This window comes from Faecalimicrobium sp. JNUCC 81, from assembly GCF_053667625.1.
Map to the genome: position 1 here is coordinate 270,412 of NZ_CM132203.1, position 22,562 is coordinate 292,973.

23 protein-coding genes, 1 tRNA gene, 1 rRNA gene and 1 riboswitch are annotated in these 22,562 nt (G+C 29.0%); all 25 genes read left to right on the plus strand.

Annotated elements, in window-relative coordinates; translation table 11 throughout:
* The first annotated feature begins 2 nt into the window (after window positions 1–2).
* The 25 genes from JNUCC81_RS01440 (at window position 3) to cobA (ending at window position 22,550) form a co-directional block, all read left to right on the plus strand.
* Window positions 3–76 (plus strand) — tRNA-Gly (locus tag JNUCC81_RS01440).
* A gap of 9 nt (window positions 77–85) precedes the next feature.
* A 5S ribosomal RNA gene (gene rrf / locus JNUCC81_RS01445) occupies window positions 86–202 on the plus strand.
* Window positions 203–379: 177 nt separating this feature from the next.
* Complete coding sequence (hemA, locus tag JNUCC81_RS01450) at window positions 380–1,615, plus strand: glutamyl-tRNA reductase (RefSeq protein ID WP_454094996.1); 1,236 nt, start codon at window positions 380–382, stop codon at window positions 1,613–1,615.
* 19 nt (window positions 1,616–1,634) lie between these two features.
* A complete protein-coding gene (hemL, locus tag JNUCC81_RS01455) occupies window positions 1,635–2,930 on the plus strand; it encodes a glutamate-1-semialdehyde 2,1-aminomutase (protein ID WP_454094997.1) in 1,296 nt (431 codons plus the stop codon).
* A gap of 207 nt (window positions 2,931–3,137) precedes the next feature.
* On the plus strand, window positions 3,138–4,190 hold the full coding sequence (gene cobT / locus JNUCC81_RS01460) for a nicotinate-nucleotide--dimethylbenzimidazole phosphoribosyltransferase (protein ID WP_454094998.1): 1,053 nt from the start codon (window positions 3,138–3,140) through the stop codon (window positions 4,188–4,190).
* A gap of 14 nt (window positions 4,191–4,204) precedes the next feature.
* A complete protein-coding gene (gene cobU / locus JNUCC81_RS01465; RefSeq protein WP_454094999.1) occupies window positions 4,205–4,765 on the plus strand; it encodes a bifunctional adenosylcobinamide kinase/adenosylcobinamide-phosphate guanylyltransferase in 561 nt (186 codons plus the stop codon).
* 3 nt (window positions 4,766–4,768) lie between these two features.
* Window positions 4,769–5,533: an adenosylcobinamide-GDP ribazoletransferase gene (gene cobS / locus JNUCC81_RS01470; protein WP_454095000.1), complete on the plus strand. Its 765-nt coding sequence runs from the start codon at window positions 4,769–4,771 to the stop codon at window positions 5,531–5,533.
* A gap of 19 nt (window positions 5,534–5,552) precedes the next feature.
* Window positions 5,553–6,155 (plus strand): histidine phosphatase family protein, encoded by a 603-nt coding sequence (locus JNUCC81_RS01475; RefSeq protein WP_454095001.1) that lies wholly within the window; start codon window positions 5,553–5,555, stop codon window positions 6,153–6,155.
* A gap of 12 nt (window positions 6,156–6,167) precedes the next feature.
* A riboswitch (cobalamin riboswitch) is annotated at window positions 6,168–6,344 on the plus strand.
* A gap of 154 nt (window positions 6,345–6,498) precedes the next feature.
* Window positions 6,499–8,013 (plus strand): cobyric acid synthase, encoded by a 1,515-nt coding sequence (locus JNUCC81_RS01480; protein ID WP_454095002.1) that lies wholly within the window; start codon window positions 6,499–6,501, stop codon window positions 8,011–8,013.
* A 25-nt stretch (window positions 8,014–8,038) separates the two neighbouring features.
* Complete coding sequence (locus tag JNUCC81_RS01485) at window positions 8,039–9,403, plus strand: cobyrinate a,c-diamide synthase (protein ID WP_454095003.1); 1,365 nt, start codon at window positions 8,039–8,041, stop codon at window positions 9,401–9,403.
* Between the two features lies 1 nt (window position 9,404).
* Window positions 9,405–10,352 (plus strand): adenosylcobinamide-phosphate synthase CbiB, encoded by a 948-nt coding sequence (cbiB, locus tag JNUCC81_RS01490; protein WP_454095004.1) that lies wholly within the window; start codon window positions 9,405–9,407, stop codon window positions 10,350–10,352.
* 15 nt (window positions 10,353–10,367) lie between these two features.
* Window positions 10,368–11,438, plus strand: a complete 1,071-nt coding sequence (locus tag JNUCC81_RS01495) for a pyridoxal phosphate-dependent aminotransferase (protein ID WP_454095005.1) — start codon at window positions 10,368–10,370, stop codon at window positions 11,436–11,438.
* A gap of 1 nt (window position 11,439) precedes the next feature.
* Window positions 11,440–12,339, plus strand: a complete 900-nt coding sequence (locus tag JNUCC81_RS01500; protein WP_454095006.1) for a GHMP family kinase ATP-binding protein — start codon at window positions 11,440–11,442, stop codon at window positions 12,337–12,339.
* Window positions 12,315–12,947 carry a cobalt-precorrin-8 methylmutase gene (locus tag JNUCC81_RS01505; protein ID WP_454095007.1) on the plus strand — a complete coding sequence of 211 codons (633 nt, stop codon included), beginning with the start codon at window positions 12,315–12,317 and terminating at the stop codon, window positions 12,945–12,947. The genes JNUCC81_RS01500 and JNUCC81_RS01505 overlap by 25 nt, the downstream gene beginning before the upstream one ends.
* A 9-nt stretch (window positions 12,948–12,956) precedes the next feature.
* Complete coding sequence (gene cbiD, locus JNUCC81_RS01510; RefSeq protein WP_454095008.1) at window positions 12,957–14,102, plus strand: cobalt-precorrin-5B (C(1))-methyltransferase CbiD; 1,146 nt, start codon at window positions 12,957–12,959, stop codon at window positions 14,100–14,102.
* Window positions 14,099–14,707 carry a cobalt-precorrin-7 (C(5))-methyltransferase gene (locus JNUCC81_RS01515; protein WP_454095009.1) on the plus strand — a complete coding sequence of 203 codons (609 nt, stop codon included), beginning with the start codon at window positions 14,099–14,101 and terminating at the stop codon, window positions 14,705–14,707. The genes cbiD and JNUCC81_RS01515 overlap by 4 nt, the downstream gene beginning before the upstream one ends.
* A complete protein-coding gene (locus tag JNUCC81_RS01520) occupies window positions 14,697–15,269 on the plus strand; it encodes a decarboxylating cobalt-precorrin-6B (C(15))-methyltransferase (protein ID WP_454095010.1) in 573 nt (190 codons plus the stop codon). The genes JNUCC81_RS01515 and JNUCC81_RS01520 overlap by 11 nt, the downstream gene beginning before the upstream one ends.
* A complete protein-coding gene (locus JNUCC81_RS01525; protein WP_208333607.1) occupies window positions 15,262–16,014 on the plus strand; it encodes a cobalt-precorrin-4 methyltransferase in 753 nt (250 codons plus the stop codon). The genes JNUCC81_RS01520 and JNUCC81_RS01525 overlap by 8 nt, the downstream gene beginning before the upstream one ends.
* Entirely contained in the window at window positions 15,998–17,080 is a 1,083-nt protein-coding gene (cbiG, locus tag JNUCC81_RS01530) for a cobalt-precorrin 5A hydrolase (RefSeq protein ID WP_454095011.1), read from the plus strand. Before JNUCC81_RS01525 ends, cbiG begins: the two co-directional genes overlap by 17 nt.
* Entirely contained in the window at window positions 17,077–17,802 is a 726-nt protein-coding gene (gene cobJ / locus JNUCC81_RS01535) for a precorrin-3B C(17)-methyltransferase (protein WP_454095012.1), read from the plus strand. Before cbiG ends, cobJ begins: the two co-directional genes overlap by 4 nt.
* On the plus strand, window positions 17,799–18,548 hold the full coding sequence (gene cobK, locus JNUCC81_RS01540) for a precorrin-6A reductase (RefSeq protein WP_454095013.1): 750 nt from the start codon (window positions 17,799–17,801) through the stop codon (window positions 18,546–18,548). The genes cobJ and cobK overlap by 4 nt, the downstream gene beginning before the upstream one ends.
* A gap of 23 nt (window positions 18,549–18,571) precedes the next feature.
* Window positions 18,572–19,372 (plus strand): sirohydrochlorin cobaltochelatase, encoded by an 801-nt coding sequence (locus JNUCC81_RS01545; RefSeq protein ID WP_454095014.1) that lies wholly within the window; start codon window positions 18,572–18,574, stop codon window positions 19,370–19,372.
* 18 nt (window positions 19,373–19,390) lie between these two features.
* Complete coding sequence (locus tag JNUCC81_RS01550) at window positions 19,391–20,122, plus strand: cobalt-factor II C(20)-methyltransferase (RefSeq protein WP_208334642.1); 732 nt, start codon at window positions 19,391–19,393, stop codon at window positions 20,120–20,122.
* 21 nt (window positions 20,123–20,143) lie between these two features.
* The gene (gene hemC, locus JNUCC81_RS01555) at window positions 20,144–21,049 is read left to right on the plus strand and encodes a hydroxymethylbilane synthase (RefSeq protein ID WP_454095015.1); all 906 of its coding nucleotides are present in this window, start codon (window positions 20,144–20,146) and stop codon (window positions 21,047–21,049) included.
* On the plus strand, window positions 21,039–22,550 hold the full coding sequence (gene cobA / locus JNUCC81_RS01560; RefSeq protein WP_454096361.1) for a uroporphyrinogen-III C-methyltransferase: 1,512 nt from the start codon (window positions 21,039–21,041) through the stop codon (window positions 22,548–22,550). Before hemC ends, cobA begins: the two co-directional genes overlap by 11 nt.
* Window positions 22,551–22,562 lie beyond the last annotated feature (12 nt).

Here is a 22,562-nt window from a genome sequence, read left to right on the forward strand (position 1 = left end):
TTGCGGGTGTAGCTCAATGGTAGAGTTCCGGCCTTCCAAGCCGGCTGTGAGGGTTCGATCCCCTTCACCCGCTCCATAAAGATTATGTGGTTATTATAGCAAAGAGGATACACCTGTTCCCATTCCGAACACAGAAGTTAAGCTCTTTAGCGCTGATGGTACTTGGTGGGCAACTGCCTGGGAGAGTAAGACATAGCCACGTAATCTTTTTTATTGCAGAAAATTATAAATTTTCTGCTTTTTTTTATAAATAATTCGTTACGAAGGGTTTAAAATGAAATTTTTACCTTAAAAAAGGTCGTTAAAATTTACAAAAACAATTTGTAGAGTTATACTATAAATAGTGAAATTAATAACTAAAGTAGTTTGGAGGTTAGCTATGAATATAGGAGTTGTAGGGGTGAACCATAATTTAGCTCCCATAAATATAAGAGAATGCGTGTCTTTTACAGATATACAAAAAATAGAAGCAATAAATTTTCTACTAGATAAGGATATAGAAGAAGTTATTATTTTATCTACATGTAATAGAAGTGAGATATATATACATTCCAAAGATATTAATGAAAAAATTAAAACAGTAGAAGATTTCTATGAAAATTTCTTCAATGCTTCAAATATAAAAGAATATTTATTTTCTAAGACAAATAGAGAAGCTGTAGAACATATTTTTAATGTTACAGCAGGGCTTGATTCTATAGTATTAGGAGAAGACCAAATACTTGGTCAGGTAAAAGATGCTCATGAATTCTCAATGCAACTTGGTGCTAGCAAAAAAATATTTAACAAACTATTTAGGGAAGCAATAACAACAGCTAAGGAAATAAAAAGTACTACAAAAATATCTCAACAACCGTTATCTATAAGTTACATAGGTGTAAAATTCTTAGAGGAAAAACTAGGTAGCTTAGAAGGAAAAAATGCTTTAGTAATTGGTGTAGGTAAAATGAGTAAGTTAACTATGAAGCATTTAGAAGAACAAAAAATCAATAATATTTATGTATCTAATCGTAGTCATTGTAAAGTCGAAGAAATAAAGAGTGATTATAAAAATATTATACCTATAGAATATGGTGATAGATATAAAATAATTAAGGATGTAGATATAGTTATAAGTGCGACAGCTTCTCCTCATATAGTAGTTAAATATGATGAAATGCCAAAACTAAATAAAAAAGTATATATGATGGATATAGCACTTCCTAGGGATGTAGATCCTAAAATAAATGAATTAGATAACGTAGAAGTTTATGATATAGATAATTTAAAAGAGATACATGACAAAAATGATGAGAAAAGAAAAAAAATAGCAATCGGATGTCAATCAATTATTGATGAAAAAATAAATGAATTTGAAGAATGGTTAGACTCAACCCACATAGACCCTACGATAGAATCTTTAAATGATAAGTGTGTTGAAATTAGAAAAGATACTTTAGATTATATTTTTAGAAAAGTAAATCTAGATTCAAGAGAACAAAAGATAATCGATAAGATGATGACTTCGGCACTAAAAAGGCTTATAAGAGAACCTATAATCAACCTAAAGCAAATAAAAGATAAAGGGAAAAGGGAAGAATATATTAAGTTAGTTGAAGAATTATTTGAGGTTTAGACCTTAGGAGGTAACATAGATGAAGAATGAAAAATCACTAAAGATATATGAAGAAGCAACAAAATATATACCAGGAGGAGTTAACAGTCCAGTTAGAGCATTTAGGTCAGTTGGATTAGATCCTATATTTATAGATAGAGCTCATGGAAGTAGAATATATGACGTAGATGGAAATGAGTATATCGATTATATATGTTCTTGGGGACCGCTTATGCTAGGTCATAGTCCTAGGGAAATAGTGGAGGGTATAGAAGAAGTAGTAGCAAAAGGAACAAGTTATGGAGTGCCAACTGCTATAGAGGTAGATATGGCTAAGATAATCGTAGAAGCGTATCCTGCTATAGATCAAGTTCGTATGGTTAATTCTGGAACTGAAGCTACAATGAGTGCGTTAAGAGTAGCAAGAGCATATACAAAGAGAAATAAAATATTAAAATTTGAAGGATGTTATCATGGACATTCAGATGCATTATTAGTTAAATCTGGATCAGGTACAATTACATACGGAGTTCCAACAAGCCCTGGTGTTCCAGATGATGTTGTAAAAGATACTTTAGTATGTAGATATAATGATTTAGATGCGGTTAGAGATATATTTAAAGAACAAGGTCATGAAATAGCTGCGATAATAGTTGAAACAGTTTCTGGTAATATGGGAGTTGTTCCAGGTAAACCAGAATTCTTACAATTATTAAGAGATATAACTAAAGAGTATGGAGCAGTTTTAATATTTGATGAGGTAATAACTGGATTTAGATTGGATTATAGTAGTTCAGTTGGATACTTTGGAATAAAACCAGATATGGTATGTTTCGGGAAGATAATAGGTGCAGGATTACCTGTTGGAGCTTACGGAGGAACAAAGGAAATAATGAGTATGGTATCTCCTGTTGGGCCAGTGTATCAAGCGGGAACATTATCAGGAAATCCTTTAGCTATGTATATGGGTAAAAAGAACTTAGAAATATTAAGAGATAATCCACAAATATATACAGAATTAGAAAGAAAAGCTATAAAATTAGAAGAAGGATTAAAATCTAATATAGAAAAACTTGGATTAGATTACACAGTAAATAGAGCTGGTTCATTAGTTTGTTTATTCTTTGCAAAAGGGCCTATAAATAATTATGATGATGTTAAAAAATGTGATGTGACTAAATTTAATAAATACTTTGAAGAATTATTAAAGCAAGGAATATTACTTGCGCCAACTCAATTTGAAGCTATGTTCTTATCTAATGCTCATACAGATGAAGATATAGAATATACATTAAATGCAATTTACAATGCTTTAAAAGTATCACATAACTTATAAAATTTAATACTAAAAATATAATTTATTGTCAAAATTAACGTAAATAATAGAGGATATAGTAATAATATGTAGAATTCAAAACTATAACATATTTTACTAAATCAATAGCACATAATGACAAGGTAAATATAATATTTAAAAATATTACCTAGCCTATGGCTAGGTAAATTATTTTTATAAACTAAATATATTTAGAGGAGGTAGAATATGAGTTTACTAGAAAATATATCAAAAAATATATATTCTTTAGATAAAAGCTCTATGAGTCAAGCCAAGCAAAGGCTAGATAGACTTATAAAGCCTACAGGAAGTCTTGGAAAAATAGAAGATCTATGTATGCAATTAGCAGGTATATATGAAAATAAATATTTTGACACATCAAAAAAAGCAATAATAGCTTTTGGAGGAGATCATGGTGTTTATGAAGAAGGTGTAGCGCCAGATCCACAAAATATAACGCAACTACAATTTCCTAATTTCGCAAAAGGAATATGTGGAGTAGGGGTATTAAGTAAATTTGTAGGTGCAGATGTAATAGCAGTGGATGTAGGTGTAAACTGTGATCATAAACTAGAAGGTATACTTGATTATAAAATAAGAAAAGGAACATCAAATATGGCTAAAGGTCCTGCTATGAGTAGAGAGGAAGCTATAAGATGTTTAGAAATAGGTATAGAAGTTGCAGAAGAATGCATCAAGAATGGATATAAAGTAATAGGAATAGGAGAAATGGGTATATGCAATACAACGCCAAGTAGTGCTATAATATCTGTTATAGATAACTGTGATCCTCAAGAAGTTACTGGAATAGGAGCAGGATTAAAAAAAGAAAAATTAAAACATAAGGCGGAAACTATTAGAAAGGCTATTGAGCTAAATAAACCAAATAGAGAGGATGCAGTTGATATTTTATCTAAAGTTGGTGGATTTGAAATAGGTGCGATGGCTGGAGTTGTATTAGCATGTGCTGCAAATAGAATACCCGTAGTAATTGATGGATTTATATCTTATGCAGCAGCATTATTAGCGTATAAAATTAATCCAAAAACTAAAGAGTATATGATAGCATCTCATACATCAGCAGAAGCTGGAACAGAGAAGGCTTTAGAAATAATAAAATTAAGTCCTTTGCTAAATATGGATATGAGATTAGGTGAAGGTAGTGGTGCAGCTTTGGCATTTAACATAATAGAAGCATCTAATTATACATATAAAAATATGGCTACATTTGATGAAGTAAATTGGGTAGATAGAGATTAAGGATTGGAGAAAAAATGAGTAAAGTTATATTAGTAACAGGCGGTGCAAGATCTGGAAAAAGTAATTTTGCTGAAAAACTATGTATAGATAGAAATAATAGCACAGCATATATAGCCACATCAATACCTTTTGATGATGAGATGAAAGATAGAGTAAAGAAACATAAAGAAAGTAGACCAAAAAATTGGGAAACTTATGAAATATATAAAGATATATATTCTATAATACAAGATTTATCTAAAAATCATGATACTGTAATTATGGATTGTGTAACGTTACTAGTTAATAACTTAATGTTCACATATGATATAAATATTGATGAAGCTGACCAAGAACAAATAAATAACCTAGAATATTATATAAAAGACCAAGTGAACAAATTAATAAATGAAGTTAAAAAAACAAATATATACTTTGTTGCTGTAACTAATGAATTAGGAATGGCTGTAGTACCAGCTAATAAACTTAGTCGTATATATACAGATATTGTAGGTAGAATAAACCAATTAATAGCATCACAAAGTGATGAAGTATACCTTGTAGTAAGTGGTATACCTATGAAGATAAAGGGATAATTTATGAAAAGATTTATATTAATACTTCAATTTTTAACTAGAATACCTATAAATGTAAACCTAGGATTTGATGAAGATTTTCACAAATCTATAGTTTATTTTCCTTTAGTAGGTTTTGTATTAGGTGTTTTATTATATTTACTTGGACTAGCATCTATGTTAGTATTTGATCCATTTATAACATCTATAATAATTACATTAGGATCAGTTTTGCTAACAGGAGGCCTTCATATCGATGGTCTTGGAGATACCTTTGATGCTATATATAGCAACAGAGATAAAGAAAAAATGTTAGAAATAATGAAAGATTCAAGATTAGGAACTAATTCACTTTTAGCAATCTTATTTCTAATATTATTGAAAATAGGATTTATATACAGCATTATAAATCAAGAATTACTATGGCTTATAATTTTTATGCCTATAGTTTCAAGGCTAGGCGTAATCAATTTAATGTATAAAACAGTTAGCCCTAGAGAAAATGGTATGGGTAACTTATTTATAGGAAAAGCAACAACAGGTATGTTTATGACTGCAATAATATATACAGTATTACTAGCAGTGATTTTACCAAAATTACTATTTTTATCAACTAATATATTAATATTTAAGATATTAAGTTCCATAATAGTGATTTTTATATTTAACAATTTATTTAAAAAACACATTTATAATAAAATAAATGGGGTGACAGGAGACATATTAGGGTGTAGTATAGAACTTGGAGAAGTTATATATTTACTTTATATATATCTATTAATAGTGTAGCCTTAGAAGAGGTGATTACTTGACGAAGTTAATATTAGTAAGACATGCATTAACTAATGATAATCAAGACTCTAGATTATCAGGTCATATAGACAGTATGGTAAGTGAAGAAGGTAAGAAGCAAATAAAAAAACTTACGAATTATTTGAAAAATGTACATATAGATAAAATATATACTACTACATCTAAAAGAACAAAAGATACGGTATATGAATTATCTAATTTAAAATATATAAACATTATAGAAAAGGAAAACCTAAAAGAAATTAATTTTGGAGACTTCGAAGGAATGACTTTTGATGAAATAAAATCTAAATATCCAGAAGAATTTCAAAAGATAATAAATGAGGGGTATAATTATAAATATCCAAATGGCGAAAGTTTAATAATGACATATGGTAGAGTAGCAAAAGAAGTAGATGAAATAATTTTAAATAATAAAGATAAAACAGTTCTAATATGTTCACACGGAGGAACTATAAGAAATATAATCACACATTTAATATCTAGCAGCTATGAATATCACTGGAATTTCAGAATTGATAATGCTTCAATTTCTATTTTAGAAGTTGAAAATGGATTTGCAGTAATAAACACCATGAATAATACAAACTTTAATTAGCCTTAAAAATCGAATATTAGATCAAAGTAGGTTCTTAAGTAAGATTAATAGGGAAAAAGGTTGAAAGCCTTTGCAGCCCCCGCTACTGTAAGATTGACGAAACTATAAACTACCACTGCTAATTTGGCGGGAAGGTATAGGAGTAGGATGATATTGAGCCAGGAGACCTGCCTAATTTTGATTTATTGATGAGATCTTCGGGGTGAAAGATTTTTATTTAATATATACACAAAATAAAAGTCCTAACTCTAATAGAGTTGGGACTTTTTAAATATTATGAAAATTAAAACAATAGATCTATCCGAAACGTAAGTGAATTTTATAAAATAAAGGAAGTGGAATAGTGGGCAAAAAAATAATGTTACAAGGTACAGCTTCAAATGTTGGAAAAAGTATTTTAGTAGCTGGATTATGTAGAGTATTTAAACAAGATGGATATAATGTTGCTCCATTTAAGTCGCAAAATATGGCGCTTAACTCTTTTATAACTAAAGAAGGGCTAGAAATGGGAAGAGCTCAGGTATTTCAAGCAGAGGCATGTGGTATAGAGCCAAGTGCAAATATGAACCCAATACTTTTAAAACCATCTGGAAATCATAGATGTCAGGTTATAGTAAATGGAAAGCTTAGAGAGGACATGGCATCATCAGATTACCATAAGTATAAACCACAATTAGCTAAAGAGTTAAAAGGAATTTTTAAAGAGCTAAGCGATAATCATGATATAGTGGTTATGGAAGGCGCAGGTAGTTCAGCTGAAATAAATTTAAGAGAACATGATATTGCAAATATGGGAATGGCAGAAATTGCAGATGCACCTGTAATAATTGTTGGAGATATAGATAGAGGTGGGGTTTTTGCATCTATTGCAGGGACTATGCTTTTATTAAGTGATGAAGAAAGAAAAAGAGTTAAAGGTGTTATAATTAATAAATTTAGAGGTAAAAAAGAGCTTTTTATAGATGGTGTAAAAATGCTAGAAGATATTATAGATGTTCCGGTATTAGGGGTAGTTCCTTATAGTGATATAAAGATTGAAGATGAAGATAGCGTAACAACTAGATTTAAAAAACAAATGAATAAAAATGATATACACATAGAAATAATTAGAACTCCACATATGTCTAATTTTACAGACTTCAATATATTTGAGACACAAGAAGATGTAAGCATAAGATACGTAGACTACGGAGAAGCTTTAGGAAATCCGGATATAGTAATCATACCAGGAAGTAAGAGTACTATAGATGACCTTAAATATATAAGAGAAAATGGATTAGAAGGTCAAATAAAAGAATTACATAAAAGAGGAAAATTAATATTTGGTATCTGTGGTGGATATCAGATGTTAGGTAAAAAACTTAAAGATCCATACCATGTAGAAGGTGAAGTTGAAGAGTTTGATGGAATTGGACTTTTAGATACAGAGACTATATTTGAAATGGAAAAAACTACGACTCAAGTTGAAGCAACAATATGCGAAGGTCTTAGTGGATATATGAAAAATCTAGAAGGTAAAAAAGTAAAAGGTTACGAAATACATATGGGAATAACATCTATTTCTAAAGATATAAAAAATTTAAATAATATTAATAAAAAGCTAGATGAAGTAGTTAATTATTTAGAAGGTAGTGTTAATCAAGAAGGGAATGTAGTAGGTACATATCTTCATGGAATATTTGATGAAATAAACTTTACGAGAGCGCTTTTAAATAATATAAGAGAAATTAAGGGATTAGAGAAAATAAATAGTAATGTAACTTCTTTTAATGAATTTAAGCAAAATGAATATGATAAATTAGCTGATTTATTAAGAGAAAATTTAGATATAGACAAGATATACGAAATAATGAGTTAAAAATATTAATAAATAGGTGAAATATATGAAGAAAATATTAATAGCAGGGACTAATAGTGGTGTAGGTAAAACTACAATATCATTAGGAATAATGCAAGCTCTTACTAAAAGAAGTATGAAAGTCCAGCCTTTTAAGGTAGGACCCGATTATATAGATCCATCATACCATACATTCATAACAGGAAGACACTCTAGAAACTTAGATTCATATATGTTAGATGATGAACAAATTAAATATGTTTTTAATAGTTCATCAGAGGATGCAGATATATCAGTAGTTGAAGGTGTGATGGGTCTGTATGATGGAATAGGAATAGATTTAGATAATTGTACAAGCTCTTATACATCAAAGCTTTTAAAGTCTCCAGTAATATTAGTTATTAACGGAAAAGCTATGGCAGCATCTAGTGCTGCTATGGTACTTGGTTATAAAGAACTTGATAAGAATGTAAACATAGCTGGTGTGATAGTTAATAATGTAAAAACTAAAACACACTATGAAATAATAAAAAACGCAGTGGAAAAGTATTGTGGTGTTGAAGTACTTGGTTATTTCCCTCCAAACAATGACTTTTCTCTAGAATCAAGACATTTAGGTTTAGTACCTAGTGTAGAAATAGATTCTTTAAAAACAAAGTTTAACAATCTTGCAGATGAAATTGAAAAGTATATAAATATAGATAGAATATTAGAACTCTCAGAAAGTGAAGAAGTTGAAACTAGTTTTGAAGTAGATAGTTTTATAAAAAATTCTAAAGTAGAAAACAAAACGATAGCAATAGCTTATGATAAAGCATTTAATTTTTACTACAGAGAAAATATAGAATTACTTAGATACTTAGGACTAAATATAAAATACTTTAGCCCATTGGAAGATAATGAAGTTCCTAGTGGAGATTATATTTATATAGGTGGAGGATTCCCTGAAATATTTGGAAAAGAATTAGAAGCTAATATAAGTATGAGAAAATCAATACTTGAAGCTCATAAAAGAAAAATACCTATATATGCTGAGTGCGGTGGATTAATGTACTTAGGAGAAAAACTAATTGATCAAGAAAACAAAGAATATGATATGGTAGGAATTTTTAAAGGAAATAGTAAAATGACAGCTTCACTTAGACGATTTGGATATAGTTTTGGAACAGCAAAAGAAGATACTATATTATCTAAAAAAGGTGAAGTTATAAAAGGTCATGAGTTCCATCATTCGATATTCGAAACTAATGAAGATTGTGCTTACATAATGAGAAAAGAAAGAGATAAAAAAATCGTAGATGAGTGGGAAGGTGGATATAGCAAAGGTAACACTTTAGCTACATATCTACATACACATTTTTTCAATAATTTAAATTGTATAAAAAACTTACTAGAAAAAGGAAATGAGTAATATGAATATATTATCTATTTTTATAGGATATATAACAGATTTAATTATTGGAGATCCATATTCTTTTCCTCATCCGGTTATATATATAGGAAAATTAATAAAATCAGTTGAAAATAATATAAGAAAAATATGTAAAAGTGATAAAGCTCTAAAGATAGGTGGATTTTTATTATGGTTTATCACGGTTGGATTAACATACTTAATAACTTACTTAGTAGTTAAGGTAAGTAGTTTTAATAGTGTTATATTTATAGTTGTAAATTCATTTATAGTTTATACAACACTAGCAACTAAGTGCTTAAAAGATGAAGCTGTAAAAATATATGAAGTGCTTAAAAGTGGTGATTTAGAAAAATCCAGAGTGCAGCTATCTTATATTGTAGGAAGAGATACAACAAGTTTAAATGAAAGTGAAATTATTAGAGCAACGGTGGAGACTGTAGCAGAAAATACTGTTGATGGCATAATCGCTCCTATGTTTTATGCATTTATAGGTGGCGCACCACTTGCCATGGCTTATAAAGCTATAAATACATTAGATTCTATGGTTGGATATAAAAATGATAAATATATGAATCTAGGATTTGCATCAGCAAAAATAGATGATATTGCAAATTATATACCTGCTAGGATTTCAGTATTACTAATGACTATAGGTAGCTTAATATTATCTTATAACTATAAAAATTGTTTTAAGATAGCAATTAGAGATAGAAAAAATCATAAAAGCCCCAATTGTGCTTATTCAGAAGGATCTGTTGCAGGAGCTTTAGGCATACAGCTAGGTGGAACTAATATCTATTTTGGAAAAGCTGTTTATAAGCCAACAATAGGAGATAAACTTAGAGAAATAGAAATAGATGATATAGTAAGAACTAATAAAATAATGTATGCATCGTCAATTACTTCATTAGTAGTATTTTCTATACTATGGAAGGTAATATGCTAGTTTAGGGGGATGTAAATGAAAGATTTAGGACATGGAGCCAATGTTTGTGATATGGCAAATATGTATAATAAAGATCCAAAAGAAATAATAGATTTTAGTTCAAATATAAATCCAAAAGTAATACAAGGACTAGAAAGTTATATTTTAGAAGGACTAAAGGAATGTAGAAGTTATCCAGATATAAATTATACAAATTTAAGAAGCAATATATCTAAATATATAGGAGTTAAACCAGAGTTTATAATACCTGGAAATGGAGCAACTGAAATTATTTACTTATTAATGAAGAGTATCGATAGTAGGTTAGCTATATTAAATCCTACATTTTCAGAGTATGGAAGAAGTGCAAGATTAAATGATTTAGAAGTTGTAAATATAAGCTTAGATAAAGAAAATAATTTTGAAATTGATATAAATATTATAAAAGAAAATATAGATAAATTTGATAGTTTATTTATATGTAATCCAAATAACCCAAATGGAAAAGTTCAAAATTTAACTGATTTATTAAATTTAATGATTGAAAATCAAAAAATACTAATAGTTGATGAAACATTTATGGAGTTTGTAGGAGATGAAGATAAATATAGTTTAGTTAAATACATAGAAAGATATGAAAATATATTTATTCTTAAAGCGGTTACTAAATTCTTTGGAATGCCAGGCTTAAGATTAGGTTATGGACTAACTAGTAATAAAAAAATAATAGATAAAATTTATAATTATAAAGAACCATGGACAATAAATTCATTTGCAGATAATTTATCTAATTATATATTTAATGATAAAAAGTATATAGGAGATAGTAAAAACTATTATATAAAAGAAAGAAAGTATATGTTAGATGAATTAAAAATTATAAATAACATAGTAGTGTATGATACAGATACAAATTTTGTTTTAATTAAATTGAAAAATAGAAAAGCAAATGAATTAAAAGATCAACTATTTAAAGAAGCGAGTATTTTAATAAGAGATGCATCAAACTTTATAGAATTAGATAATAGTTTTATAAGGGTTGCAATAAAGTCTCATGAGGAAAATACTATTCTTATAAAGCACATGAAGAAAATATTAGGTGATTAGTATGAAATCTTATGGAATATGCCCAGCATCTTGTGGAGAATTTGTTCAAGGTATCTTAGAAAAAGAAGAATATTTAAGCTCATATGCTATAGATATGTATTCAAAAGTAGAGGTTGAAGAAAGGTTAAATAATATAAATATTGGGCCAAGTAAATCAAGATGTGCTATAGAAAAAGTGTTTGAAAGATTCGTTTTACCTATAAAAGAAAGCCGAAATATATCATTAAACATAAAAAGCGAGATACCAATAGGAAAAGGTATGGCAAGTTCTACAGCTGATATTGGAGCAACGATAGTAGCTACATTAAGTCTTATAAAAAAGAGTTTAACTAGTGAAGAAATATCATATATAGCATCAACAATAGAGCCAACAGATTCTACATATATAGAAAAAAATGTGGTATTTAACCCACTAAATGGAGAAGTAATTAAATACTTAGGTAATATTAAAAATTCTAAAGTGGTAATATTAGAGCCCGATAAAACATTAGATACTATGAAAATTAGAAATACTCCAAATTACAAAAATATTAAAATCCAAAACAAAGATATTATAAGTGAAGCATTTTATATGCTAGAAGAAGGTATAAAAAATAATAATTTAAGCTTAGTAGGAAAGGCAGCTACACTTAGTAGCTTAGCCAATGAAAATATAGATAAAAAAGATGGCTTAAAAGAAATTATAGAAATATCTCAAAACTATGGATCTTATGGAGTAAATATTGCTCATAGCGGGACAGTTGTTGGAATATTACTGGACCAAAGTATGAATGATAAAAGATTAATAGAATTATTTAAAGAAAATAATATAGATTCATTTTATAAAAAAATTTATACATCAAATATAATAGACGGTGGAATTAGGAGGGAATTAGAATGGAATACATCAAAAATCCTATGAAAATAGAAGAAAGAAGTATGGAAATGATTCAAGAAATAATAGACGATATTAGACCTGGTTATGAGTTTAAAGGTGCTATTGAAGAAAAAATTATAAAAAGATGTATACACACAACAGCTGATTTTGAATACTTAGATATATTAAAAATATCAGAAACGGCAGTAGAAAATTTAATAGATGCACTTAAAAATAATGCAACTATATATACAGATACAAATATGGCTTTAAGTGGAATAAATAAAAAAAGATTAGATTCACTAGGATGCAAATACAAGTGCTTAGTAGCTGATGAAGAAACTGCTGCTTTAGCAAAAGAGATGGGAACAACTCGCTCTATGGCAGCTGTTGAAATAGCAGCTAGAAAGCCTGGAAGAAAAATATTTGTTCTTGGAAATGCTCCAACAGCTTTATATAAAGTTATGGAAATGATAAGAGACGAGAAACTAGAAGCAGATGCAGTTATAGGAGTTCCAGTTGGATTTGTAGGTGCGGAAGAATCTAAAGATGAATTAGAAAATACTAATATACCATACATAATATCTAAAGGTAGAAAAGGTGGTAGTAATTTAGCAGCAGCTATAGTAAATGCCATTTTATACTCTATGTAGGAAATAGATATGGAAGAGTATGTATATATTGATGGAAAAAAGTACAGAAGAGGGTATACAACAGGTTCTTGTGCAGCAGCAGCATCAAAAGCTGCAACACATATGCTACTTACAAAAAATGAAATAGAAACTATAAATATAGATACACCTAAGGGAATACCTCTATCATTAAAAGTACACAACGTTAATATTTGTAGTGATTACGTAGAATGTTCCATTGAAAAAGATGGAGGAGATGATATAGATGCTACTCATACTATGCATATTTATGCTAAAGCCGAATTTATAGACAGAGAAGATAGGGATATAGTAGTAGGCGGTGGAGTAGGAGTAGGTGTAGTGACTAAAAAGGGATTAAGTGTAGAAGTTGGAAAAGCTGCAATTAACCCAGTTCCTATGAAGATGATACATACAGAAGTAAGGAAAGTTATAGGCAGTGATTCAAGGTCAATTATAGGAGAAGATAAATCTCTAAAAATCACAATATTTGCTCCAGAAGGAGTAGAAATAGCTAAAAAAACTTTTAATCCAAGATTAGGCATAGTAGGTGGAATATCAATTCTTGGTACAACCGGAATAGTAGAACCTATGAGTGATGATGGTTGGAAAAAATCATTATCTATAGAACTTCAAATGAAGAAAGAACAAGGTTTAGATAAAATAATTTTAGTTCCTGGAAATCATGGAGAAAAATTTATAAAAGAAAATCTTGGTCTAGATATGAAATATGTAGTTAGGACAAGTAACTTTATAGGATATATGTTAAAAGAAGCTCAAAGAATTGGTTATAAAAAAATACTTATGGCAGGTCATATAGGTAAATATATAAAAATATCTGCAGGTATATTTAATACTCATAGTAAAGTAGCTGATGCTAGAAATGAAATAATGATAGCAAACTTAGCTATGATGAAAGCTCCATATGAGTTTTTAGAGCAAATAAATGAATGTGTAACTGCAGAAGGTGCAGTTGAGCTTATAGATGAAAGTGAATATAAAGATATATACAATCTAATAAGTAATAAATGTAAGGCAAAAATAGATCAATATCTATTAGATGAAGAAATAGATGTTGAAGTTATGATGTTTAAGATGGATAGAACACTACTTGGACAATCAGATAATGCTACTTCACTAGTGGAGGTATTTAGATGATAAACATAATAGGACTAGGTCCTGGAAATGAAGGCTATATAACAAAATTAGGTGAAAAGTTAATTTCAAACTCTGATGTACTAATTGGAGGTAAAAGAAATTTAGAAACTATCAAAAACTTCAAAGGTGAAACCATAGAAATGGCATCTAATCTGAAAGAAATATTAGAGTATATAAATAACAATAGTGATAAACAAATATCTGTAATAGCTTCAGGTGATCCGTTAATATATGGAATAGGAAGATACCTATCTAAAAATATAGATAATGAAAACTTGAACATAGTATCAGGAATAAGCTCACTTCAATATATATTTTCTAAGATTTATGTTGATATGAATGATTTATATATTACTAGTAGCCACGGAAAAGTACCTGATTTTGATTATATACTTTCTCATAAAAAAGTATGTATGGTTACAGATAGCAAAATAGGACCTAAAGAAATAAGTAAAGAGATAATAAATAGAAATTTAGAAAGAACTGTTGTTGTAGGAGAAAATTTATCTTATGATAACGAGAAGATAACAATGGGAACACCCGAGGATATATTAAATATTGATAAATTTGACATGAGTGTGGTGGTGATATTAGATGAAAAATAGTGATTTTATAACAGGAAAAGTACCTATAACAAAAGAAGAAGTTAGAGCAATATCTATAATGAAACTAGATTTAGTTAATTCAAAAAGGTTTATAGATGTAGGTGCAGGAACAGGAAGTGTAACAGTAGAAGCAGCTTATAATTATCCAAATTTAGATGTTATATCAATAGAAAGACATGATGATGCGCTAGATTTAGTACATCAAAATGTTGAAAAGTTTGGATTAAAAAATGTAGAAGTTATAAAAGGTTATGCGCCGGTTGAGATAGACGGACAAGTTGATGCAATCTTTTTAGGTGGCACAGGTAATAACTTAAGTGAAATATTAATTTGGTCAAAAGAAAAGTTAGTTGATGGCGGAAGGCTAGTAGCAAACTTTATAATAGTAGAAACATTTAATGAAACTCTTAAGTTACTAAGAGAATATGGATTTAAAAATATAGATGTTTCGGTACTAAATGTATCTAAGCTAGAAAAACTGGGAAGAGGAGAGTATTTTAAACCTCTAAACCCAATATACATAATATCTTGTGAAAAAGGGGTAGATGAAGATGATAAATAAAGTACATTTTGTAGGAGCAGGGCCAGGAGATAAAGAATTAATAACATTAAAAGGATACAAGCTTTTAAGTAATGCAGATGTAGTTATATATGCTGGATCTTTAGTTAACCCAGAGCTTTTAGAGTACTGTAAGGAAGGTTGCGAGATACATAATAGTGCTCACATGGATTTACAAGAAATAATAGAGGTTATGGAAAAAGGAATTAAGGAAAATAAGTCTGTTGTAAGATTACAAACAGGAGACTTTTCGATATATGGTTCAATAAGAGAACAAGTTGAAGACTTATATAAATTAGGAATCGACTATGATTGTACTCCAGGTGTTAGTTCATTCTTAGGAGCAGCTTCAGCACTAGGAGTAGAGTATACAGTTCCAGAAATATCTCAAAGTGTGATAATAACAAGAATGGAAGGAAGAACTCCTGTACCATCAAAGGAATCAATAGAGTCTTATGCAGCTCACCAGACTTCAATGGCAATATTCTTATCAGTTCAAGATATAGAAAAAGTTGTTGAAAGACTTAATACTGGTGGATACCCAATGGATACTCCAATAGCTGTTGTATATAAAGCAACTTGGGATGATGAAAAGATAGTAAAAGGAACATTAGAAGATATAGCAGTTAAAGTAAAAGAAAATAATATAAGAAAAACAGCTTTAATACTAGTTGGAAGATTTTTAGGCAAAGAATACAATAACTCAAAATTATATGATAAGGATTTCAAACATGAGTACAGAGGCTAAAATTGCCATAGTTTGTATAACTGAAAATGGTAAAAATCTAGCACTTAAGATAAATGAAAAATTACCAGATAGCCACGTATATATAGTTAAAAATAAAAAAAATAATCTTAGTAATGATAGTACTAATCCAAGTCTATTTTTAGTAGAAAAAAAGGTAAGTGAGTTAGTTGGAGATTTATTTATTAACTACCAATCTATACTATTTATAATGGCTACTGGAATTGTGGTTAGAGTTATAGCACCTTATATAGTTAATAAGTTTAGCGACCCTGCAATTTTAGTAACTGATGAAAAAGGAAAAAACATAATCAGCTTACTAAGTGGGCATATGGGTGGGGCTAATGAATTAACTAATAATATAAGTAATTTAATAGGAGCCAACCCTGTTATAACAACAGCTACTGATGTAAATCAAAAATCTTCATTAGATATGATAGCTAAAAAATTAAATGCTCATATTGACGATTTTAGAGAAAATGTAAAAGATGTAAATTCTATGCTTGTAAATAATCAAGATGTTGGAATTTATATTGATGGAGATTACATAGTTGATACTAGAGGATTCAAAATATTAAATAATTTAAATGAAGCTAATGGTTTTGAAAAAGTAGTAATTATAAGCAATAAAAATAGTATTGATAATATTAGTTTAAAAACATTAGATAAAGATAAATTTATAAAAGTTATACCTAAAGATTCTGTTTTAGGTGTAGGTTGTAGAAGGGATACTTGCAGCAATTTACTTAAAGAGTCATTCGTTGATTTTTTTGATAATAATAATATTGACATAAAATCATTAAAAGTAATTGGAAGTATTGATGTAAAAAAGGATGAAAAAGCAATTATTGATTTATCAAAGGATTTAGATGTGGAGTTTAAAACTTTTTCTAAAGATGAAATTTCAAAAGTGGATTATTTATTTGATAAATCAGAATTCGTAAAGAAAAACGTTGGTGTTTACTGTGTAGCAGAGCCGGTAGCGCATATACTAAGTGATGGAAATTTCATAATAGAAAAACATAAATATAAAGGAATAACATTTTCGGTAGGGAGATTAAAACTATGATATATGTAATAGGAATAGGACCAGGAAGTAAAGAAATGATGACTTTAGAAGCTATAAAAGCTATGGAAGATGCTGAAGTTATTGTAGGATATAAAACTTATATAAATTTAATAACTGAATTTATAGATGGTAAAGAAGTAGTACAAAATGGTATGAGACAAGAAATAGACAGATGCAAGCAAGCAGTTGAAATAGCTAAAACTGGTAAAAAAGTTGCAGTTATAAGTAGTGGAGATGCAGGAATATACGGAATGGCAGGACTTATACTTGAGCTTACTTCTAAAGAAGATCAAAAAGTAGAAGTTAAAGTTGTTCCAGGGGTTACTGCAAGTATAGGTGCAGCTGCAATACTTGGAGCACCAATAATGCATGATTTTTGCCATATAAGTTTAAGTGACTTATTAACTCCATGGGAAGTTATAGAAAAAAGATTAAGATTAGCAGCTGAAGCTGATTTCGTTATTTGTTTATATAACCCAAGAAGCAAGGGAAGAAGCGAGCACTTAGCTAAAGCATTTGAAATAATGGGTGAATTTAAAGGTGGAAATACTCCAGTTGGAATAGTTAAAGATGTAGGAAGAGAAAAAGAAGAAAAATTTGTTTGCACTTTTGATACTATGGATTTTGAAAGAGTAGACATGACTACTATGGTTATAATCGGAAATAAATCTACATTTATACAGGAAGACTTAATGATAACACCAAGAGGATATACAGTATGATTTTAGTTTTTGGTGGAACAAGCGACAGTTTAGAAATATGTGACAAAATAAATAAATGCAGTAATTTAGATTATATTCTCTCAGTTACAACTAATTATGGAGAAGACCTTGCTAGAAAAATCGCAAAAGAAGTAATAGTAGGGAAGCTGTCAAAAGAGGATATGATAAATTTTATAAAAGAAAAAAATATAGATAAAATAATAGATGCAACTCATCCTTATGCAATAGAAGTATCTAAAAATGCTATAGAGTGTGCAAAAGAGTTAAACTTAGATTATACAAGATATGAAAGAAAATCTTTAATAGAAGAGATCGCTTATGAAAATAAGTATATCGTTGCTAGTATTGAAGAGGCTTGCAAAATAGCTAGAGAGAATGGAAACAATATATTTATAGGAACAGGAAGTAAGAATTTACCTCAGATTGTTGATTATATACCAGATAGAAACTTAATAGTTAGAGTATTACCTACAAGTGAGGTAATACTTAGCTGTGAAAATTTAGGATTAAATGCAGATAATATAATAGCTATGAAAGGACCATTTAGTCAGGAGATAAATGAGGAATTTTATAAACATTACAATATAGATATAGTTATAACTAAAGAAAGTGGAATAGCTGGAGGCTTTTTAGAAAAGGTTGATGCTTGTGAAACACTTAATATACCAGTAGTAATTATACAAAGAGAGATGTTACCTTATCCTAAAGTAATAAATGATGTCAATGATATAGATCAAATAATATAAATATAAAATAAGGTGGATTGAGTATGAAAAAAGCAGTTTTAGTAGTTAGCTTTGGAACTAGTTATAAAGAAACTAGAGAAAAAACAATAGAGGCTTGTGAGAAGAAAATAAAGCAAGGATTACCAGAGTACGATTTTTATAGAGCTTTTACTTCAAATATGATAATAAGAAAATTAAAAAATAGAGATGGGATAGAAATAGAAAATCCAATTCAAGCATTAGATAGATTACATAATGAAGGATATAAAGAAGTAATAGTTCAAACACTTCACATAATATGCGGTGAAGAATTCAATAAATTAAAAGAACAAATAGAAAGCTATAAAGATAAATTTGATAAAGTAATATTAGGTAGACCACTGTTAACATATATAGAAGATTATAAAGAAGCAGTAAATGCTATAGAAACTCAAATTCCTAAAATGGATGAAGATGAAGCTGTAGTATTTATGGGACATGGAACATTCCATGAATCTCACTCATCATATCCTACATTAGAGTACATGTTAAGAGATGCTGGAATAAATGCATACGTTGGAACAGTTGAAGGATATCCAGAATTAGAACAAGTTATAAATAGATTAAAAGAAAATAATATAAAAACAGTAAATTTAATGCCTTTTATGTTAGTTGCAGGAGATCATGCTATAAATGATATGGCAGGTGATGAAGATGATTCATGGAAAACTGTATTAGAGGAAAATGGATTTAATGTAAAAATACACTTAAAAGGATTAGGAGAAAATCCTTATATTCAAGATAAATTTATCAATCATGCTCATGATTGTATAGAAAAATTAAACGAATTAGAAAATATATGTTAATTAACGGAGGAGAGAAAAATGGCTAAATTTTATGGAATAGGAACAGGACCAGGAGATAGTTCATTAGTTACAGTTAAGGCAGTTGAAACTTTAAAGAATTTAGATATATTATATACACCAGAGGCTAAAAAAGGAGGAGAAAGCTTAGCATTATCTATAGTAAGCGAATATCTTCCAGAAGGTTTAGAGATAAAATCAAGACACTTCCCAATGAACTTTAATGATGGTGAAAAGATAGTAGCTTGGAATAAAGTTGCTGATGAAATAGTTGAAGATGTAAAGAGTGGGAAAAATGTAGGATTTGTTACTTTAGGAGATCCTATGATATATAGTACTTATGTATATATAATGGAAAGACTTATAGGAAGTATAGATGTAGAAACAATACCAGGAATATCATCTTTCTCTAACATTGCATCTAATCAAAACTTCCCATTAGTGATGGATAGAGAACCATTAATAATAATACCTTGTACAATGGAAGAAGACAGAATAGATTATGCATTAGAAAATTATAGTTCTATAGTTTTAATGAAGGTTTATAAGAACTTTAAAGAAATAGTAGACAAGCTTGAAAAAAATGGTCTTATAGAGCATTCAATTTTAGTAAGCAACTCATCTCAAGATAGAGAAGTTGTATATACAGACTTAAGAGAAGTTAATATAGAAGAAAAAATATCATATTTCTCTACTATATTAGTAAATAAAGAAAATAAATCACTATTAAATAAAGAAAATAAAGTTGGATAAAAGACAAAAGGAGATTAACTCATGAAGATTGTAGTTGGAACTAGAGGCAGCAAGCTTGCATTAACACAAACTAATTGGGTAGTAAATGAATTAAAGAAAAAATATCCTAATGTTGAATTTGAAGTTAAGATAATAAAAACTAAAGGTGATTTAATTCAAAATGTAAGCCTAGATAAAATAGGAGATAAAGGCCTATTTGTAAAAGAAATAGAACAGCAATTATTAAATAAAGAAATTGATATGGCTGTGCACAGCATGAAAGATATGCCTTCAAATCTTCCAGATGGATTAAAGTTTGCAAGTATACCTAAAAGAGAAGATCCAAGAGATGCTCTTATATTAAAAGAAGGATATTCAAACTTAGAAGATTTACCTAATGGGGCTACAATAGGTACAGGTAGCAAAAGAAGAAAATATCAATTATTAAAACATAGACCAGATTTAAATATAGTATCTATAAGGGGGAATATAGATACTAGAATAAGAAAAATAGAAGATGAAAATTTAGATGGAGTAGTTCTTGCTGCATCAGGATTGATAAGAGCCGGTCTTCATAATAATATAAGTCAATACTTGCCTGTAGATATTATGATACCAGCACCAGCACAAGGAGCATTAGCCTTAGAAATTAGAGATAATGATATAGAGATAGAAAGAATAATAGACTGCTTAAAAGATGATGTAACTAAAATCCAAGTTGAAGCAGAAAGAGGATTTTTAGACGGAGTCAATGGAAGTTGTCATATTCCTATGGGAGCGTACTGTACAGTAGAAGGTGAAAACATAGATTTAGTAGGATTATATGGAGACGAAGAAGGAACTAAATTGGTTATTAAGTCTATAAGTGGACAATCATCTAAAGCTAGAGAATTAGGTCTTGAACTAGCGCAATTAATTTCAAAGGAGTATGAAAACTATGAAGGGTAAAGTTTATTTAGTAGGAGCAGGTCCTGGAGATTATAAGCTATTAACATTAAAAGGATTAGAATGTATAAAAAAAGCTGATGTTATAGTTTATGATAGATTAGCTAATATTAACTACTTAAAAGAGGCAAAGCCAAATTGTGAATTTATATATGTTGGAAAAGCATCTAGTAATCATGCTCTACCTCAAGATGATATAAATAGAGTTATAGCAGATAAGGCTAAAGAAGGCAAAATAGTTACTAGGCTAAAAGGTGGAGACCCATATGTATTTGGTAGAGGTGGAGAAGAAGGAGAAGTTTTAGTTTCTGAAGGTATAGATTTTGAAGTTGTACCAGGAATAACTTCTGCTATAGGAGGTCTCTGTTATGCAGGTATACCTATAACTCATAGAGACTATGCATCTTCTTTCCATGTTATAACAGGACATTTAAGAGATGATGATAAGGAAAATGAAGAGCTTAACTGGAATGCACTAGCAAATAACAAAGGGACTCTTGTATTCTTAATGGGAGTTGCTAATTTAAAAAAGATTAGTGACAACTTAATTAAAGAAGGTAAGGACAAAGATACACCAGTAGCTCTTATAAGTTGGGCTACAAGATATAATCAAAGAGTAGTAACATCTACACTAGAAAATGTATATGAAACTGCACTTAGAGAAAATGTTAAGCCACCTACACTTATAGCAGTAGGAGATGTAGTAGGATTAAGATCAAAATTAAACTTCTTTGAAAATAAACCTCTATTTGGTAAAAGTATAATGGTAACTAGATCTAGAACTCAAAGTAGTTCTTTAGTAGAAAAGATAGCAGATTTAGGTGGAAACCCTATAGAAATGCCAACTATTAAAATAGAAAAAATAGAGAATAACACAGAATTAGAAAATGAAATAAAAAATATAAAAGGATATACATACTTAGTTCTTACTAGTACAAATGGAGTTGATATATTCTTTGATAAATTAGATGAAATGGGTCTTGATAGTAGATCTCTATCTAATTTAAAAGTATGTGCAATAGGTTCAGCCACTGCAAAAGCAATAAAGAATAGAGGAATTAATGCAGATATAGTACCTAAAAAATTCGTAGCTGAATATTTATATGAAGAATTAAAGCCATTACTAAATGCAAATGATAAAGTATTAATGCCAAGAGCTAAAAATGCCAGAGATTTTTTAGTAAATAAAATAAGTGAAATATGTGAAGTTAAAGAAATCCATACTTATGAAACTGTAGTAGATACATCTAAACAGGAAGAAGTATTAGATGTATTAAACCAAGTAGATATTAATTATATAACTTTTGCAAGTTCATCTACTGTAAGTAATTTCGTAGAAATAATTGGAAATGAGAACTTACATAAATTAGAAAATATAAAAATTATATCTATAGGACCTGTCACTTCAGCTACAGCAAAGGAATTAAATATAAATGTTTATAAAGAATCAGAAGAAGCTACTATAGATTCTATGATTAATACAATTATTGAGGATAAAAATTAATCTATGAGATAT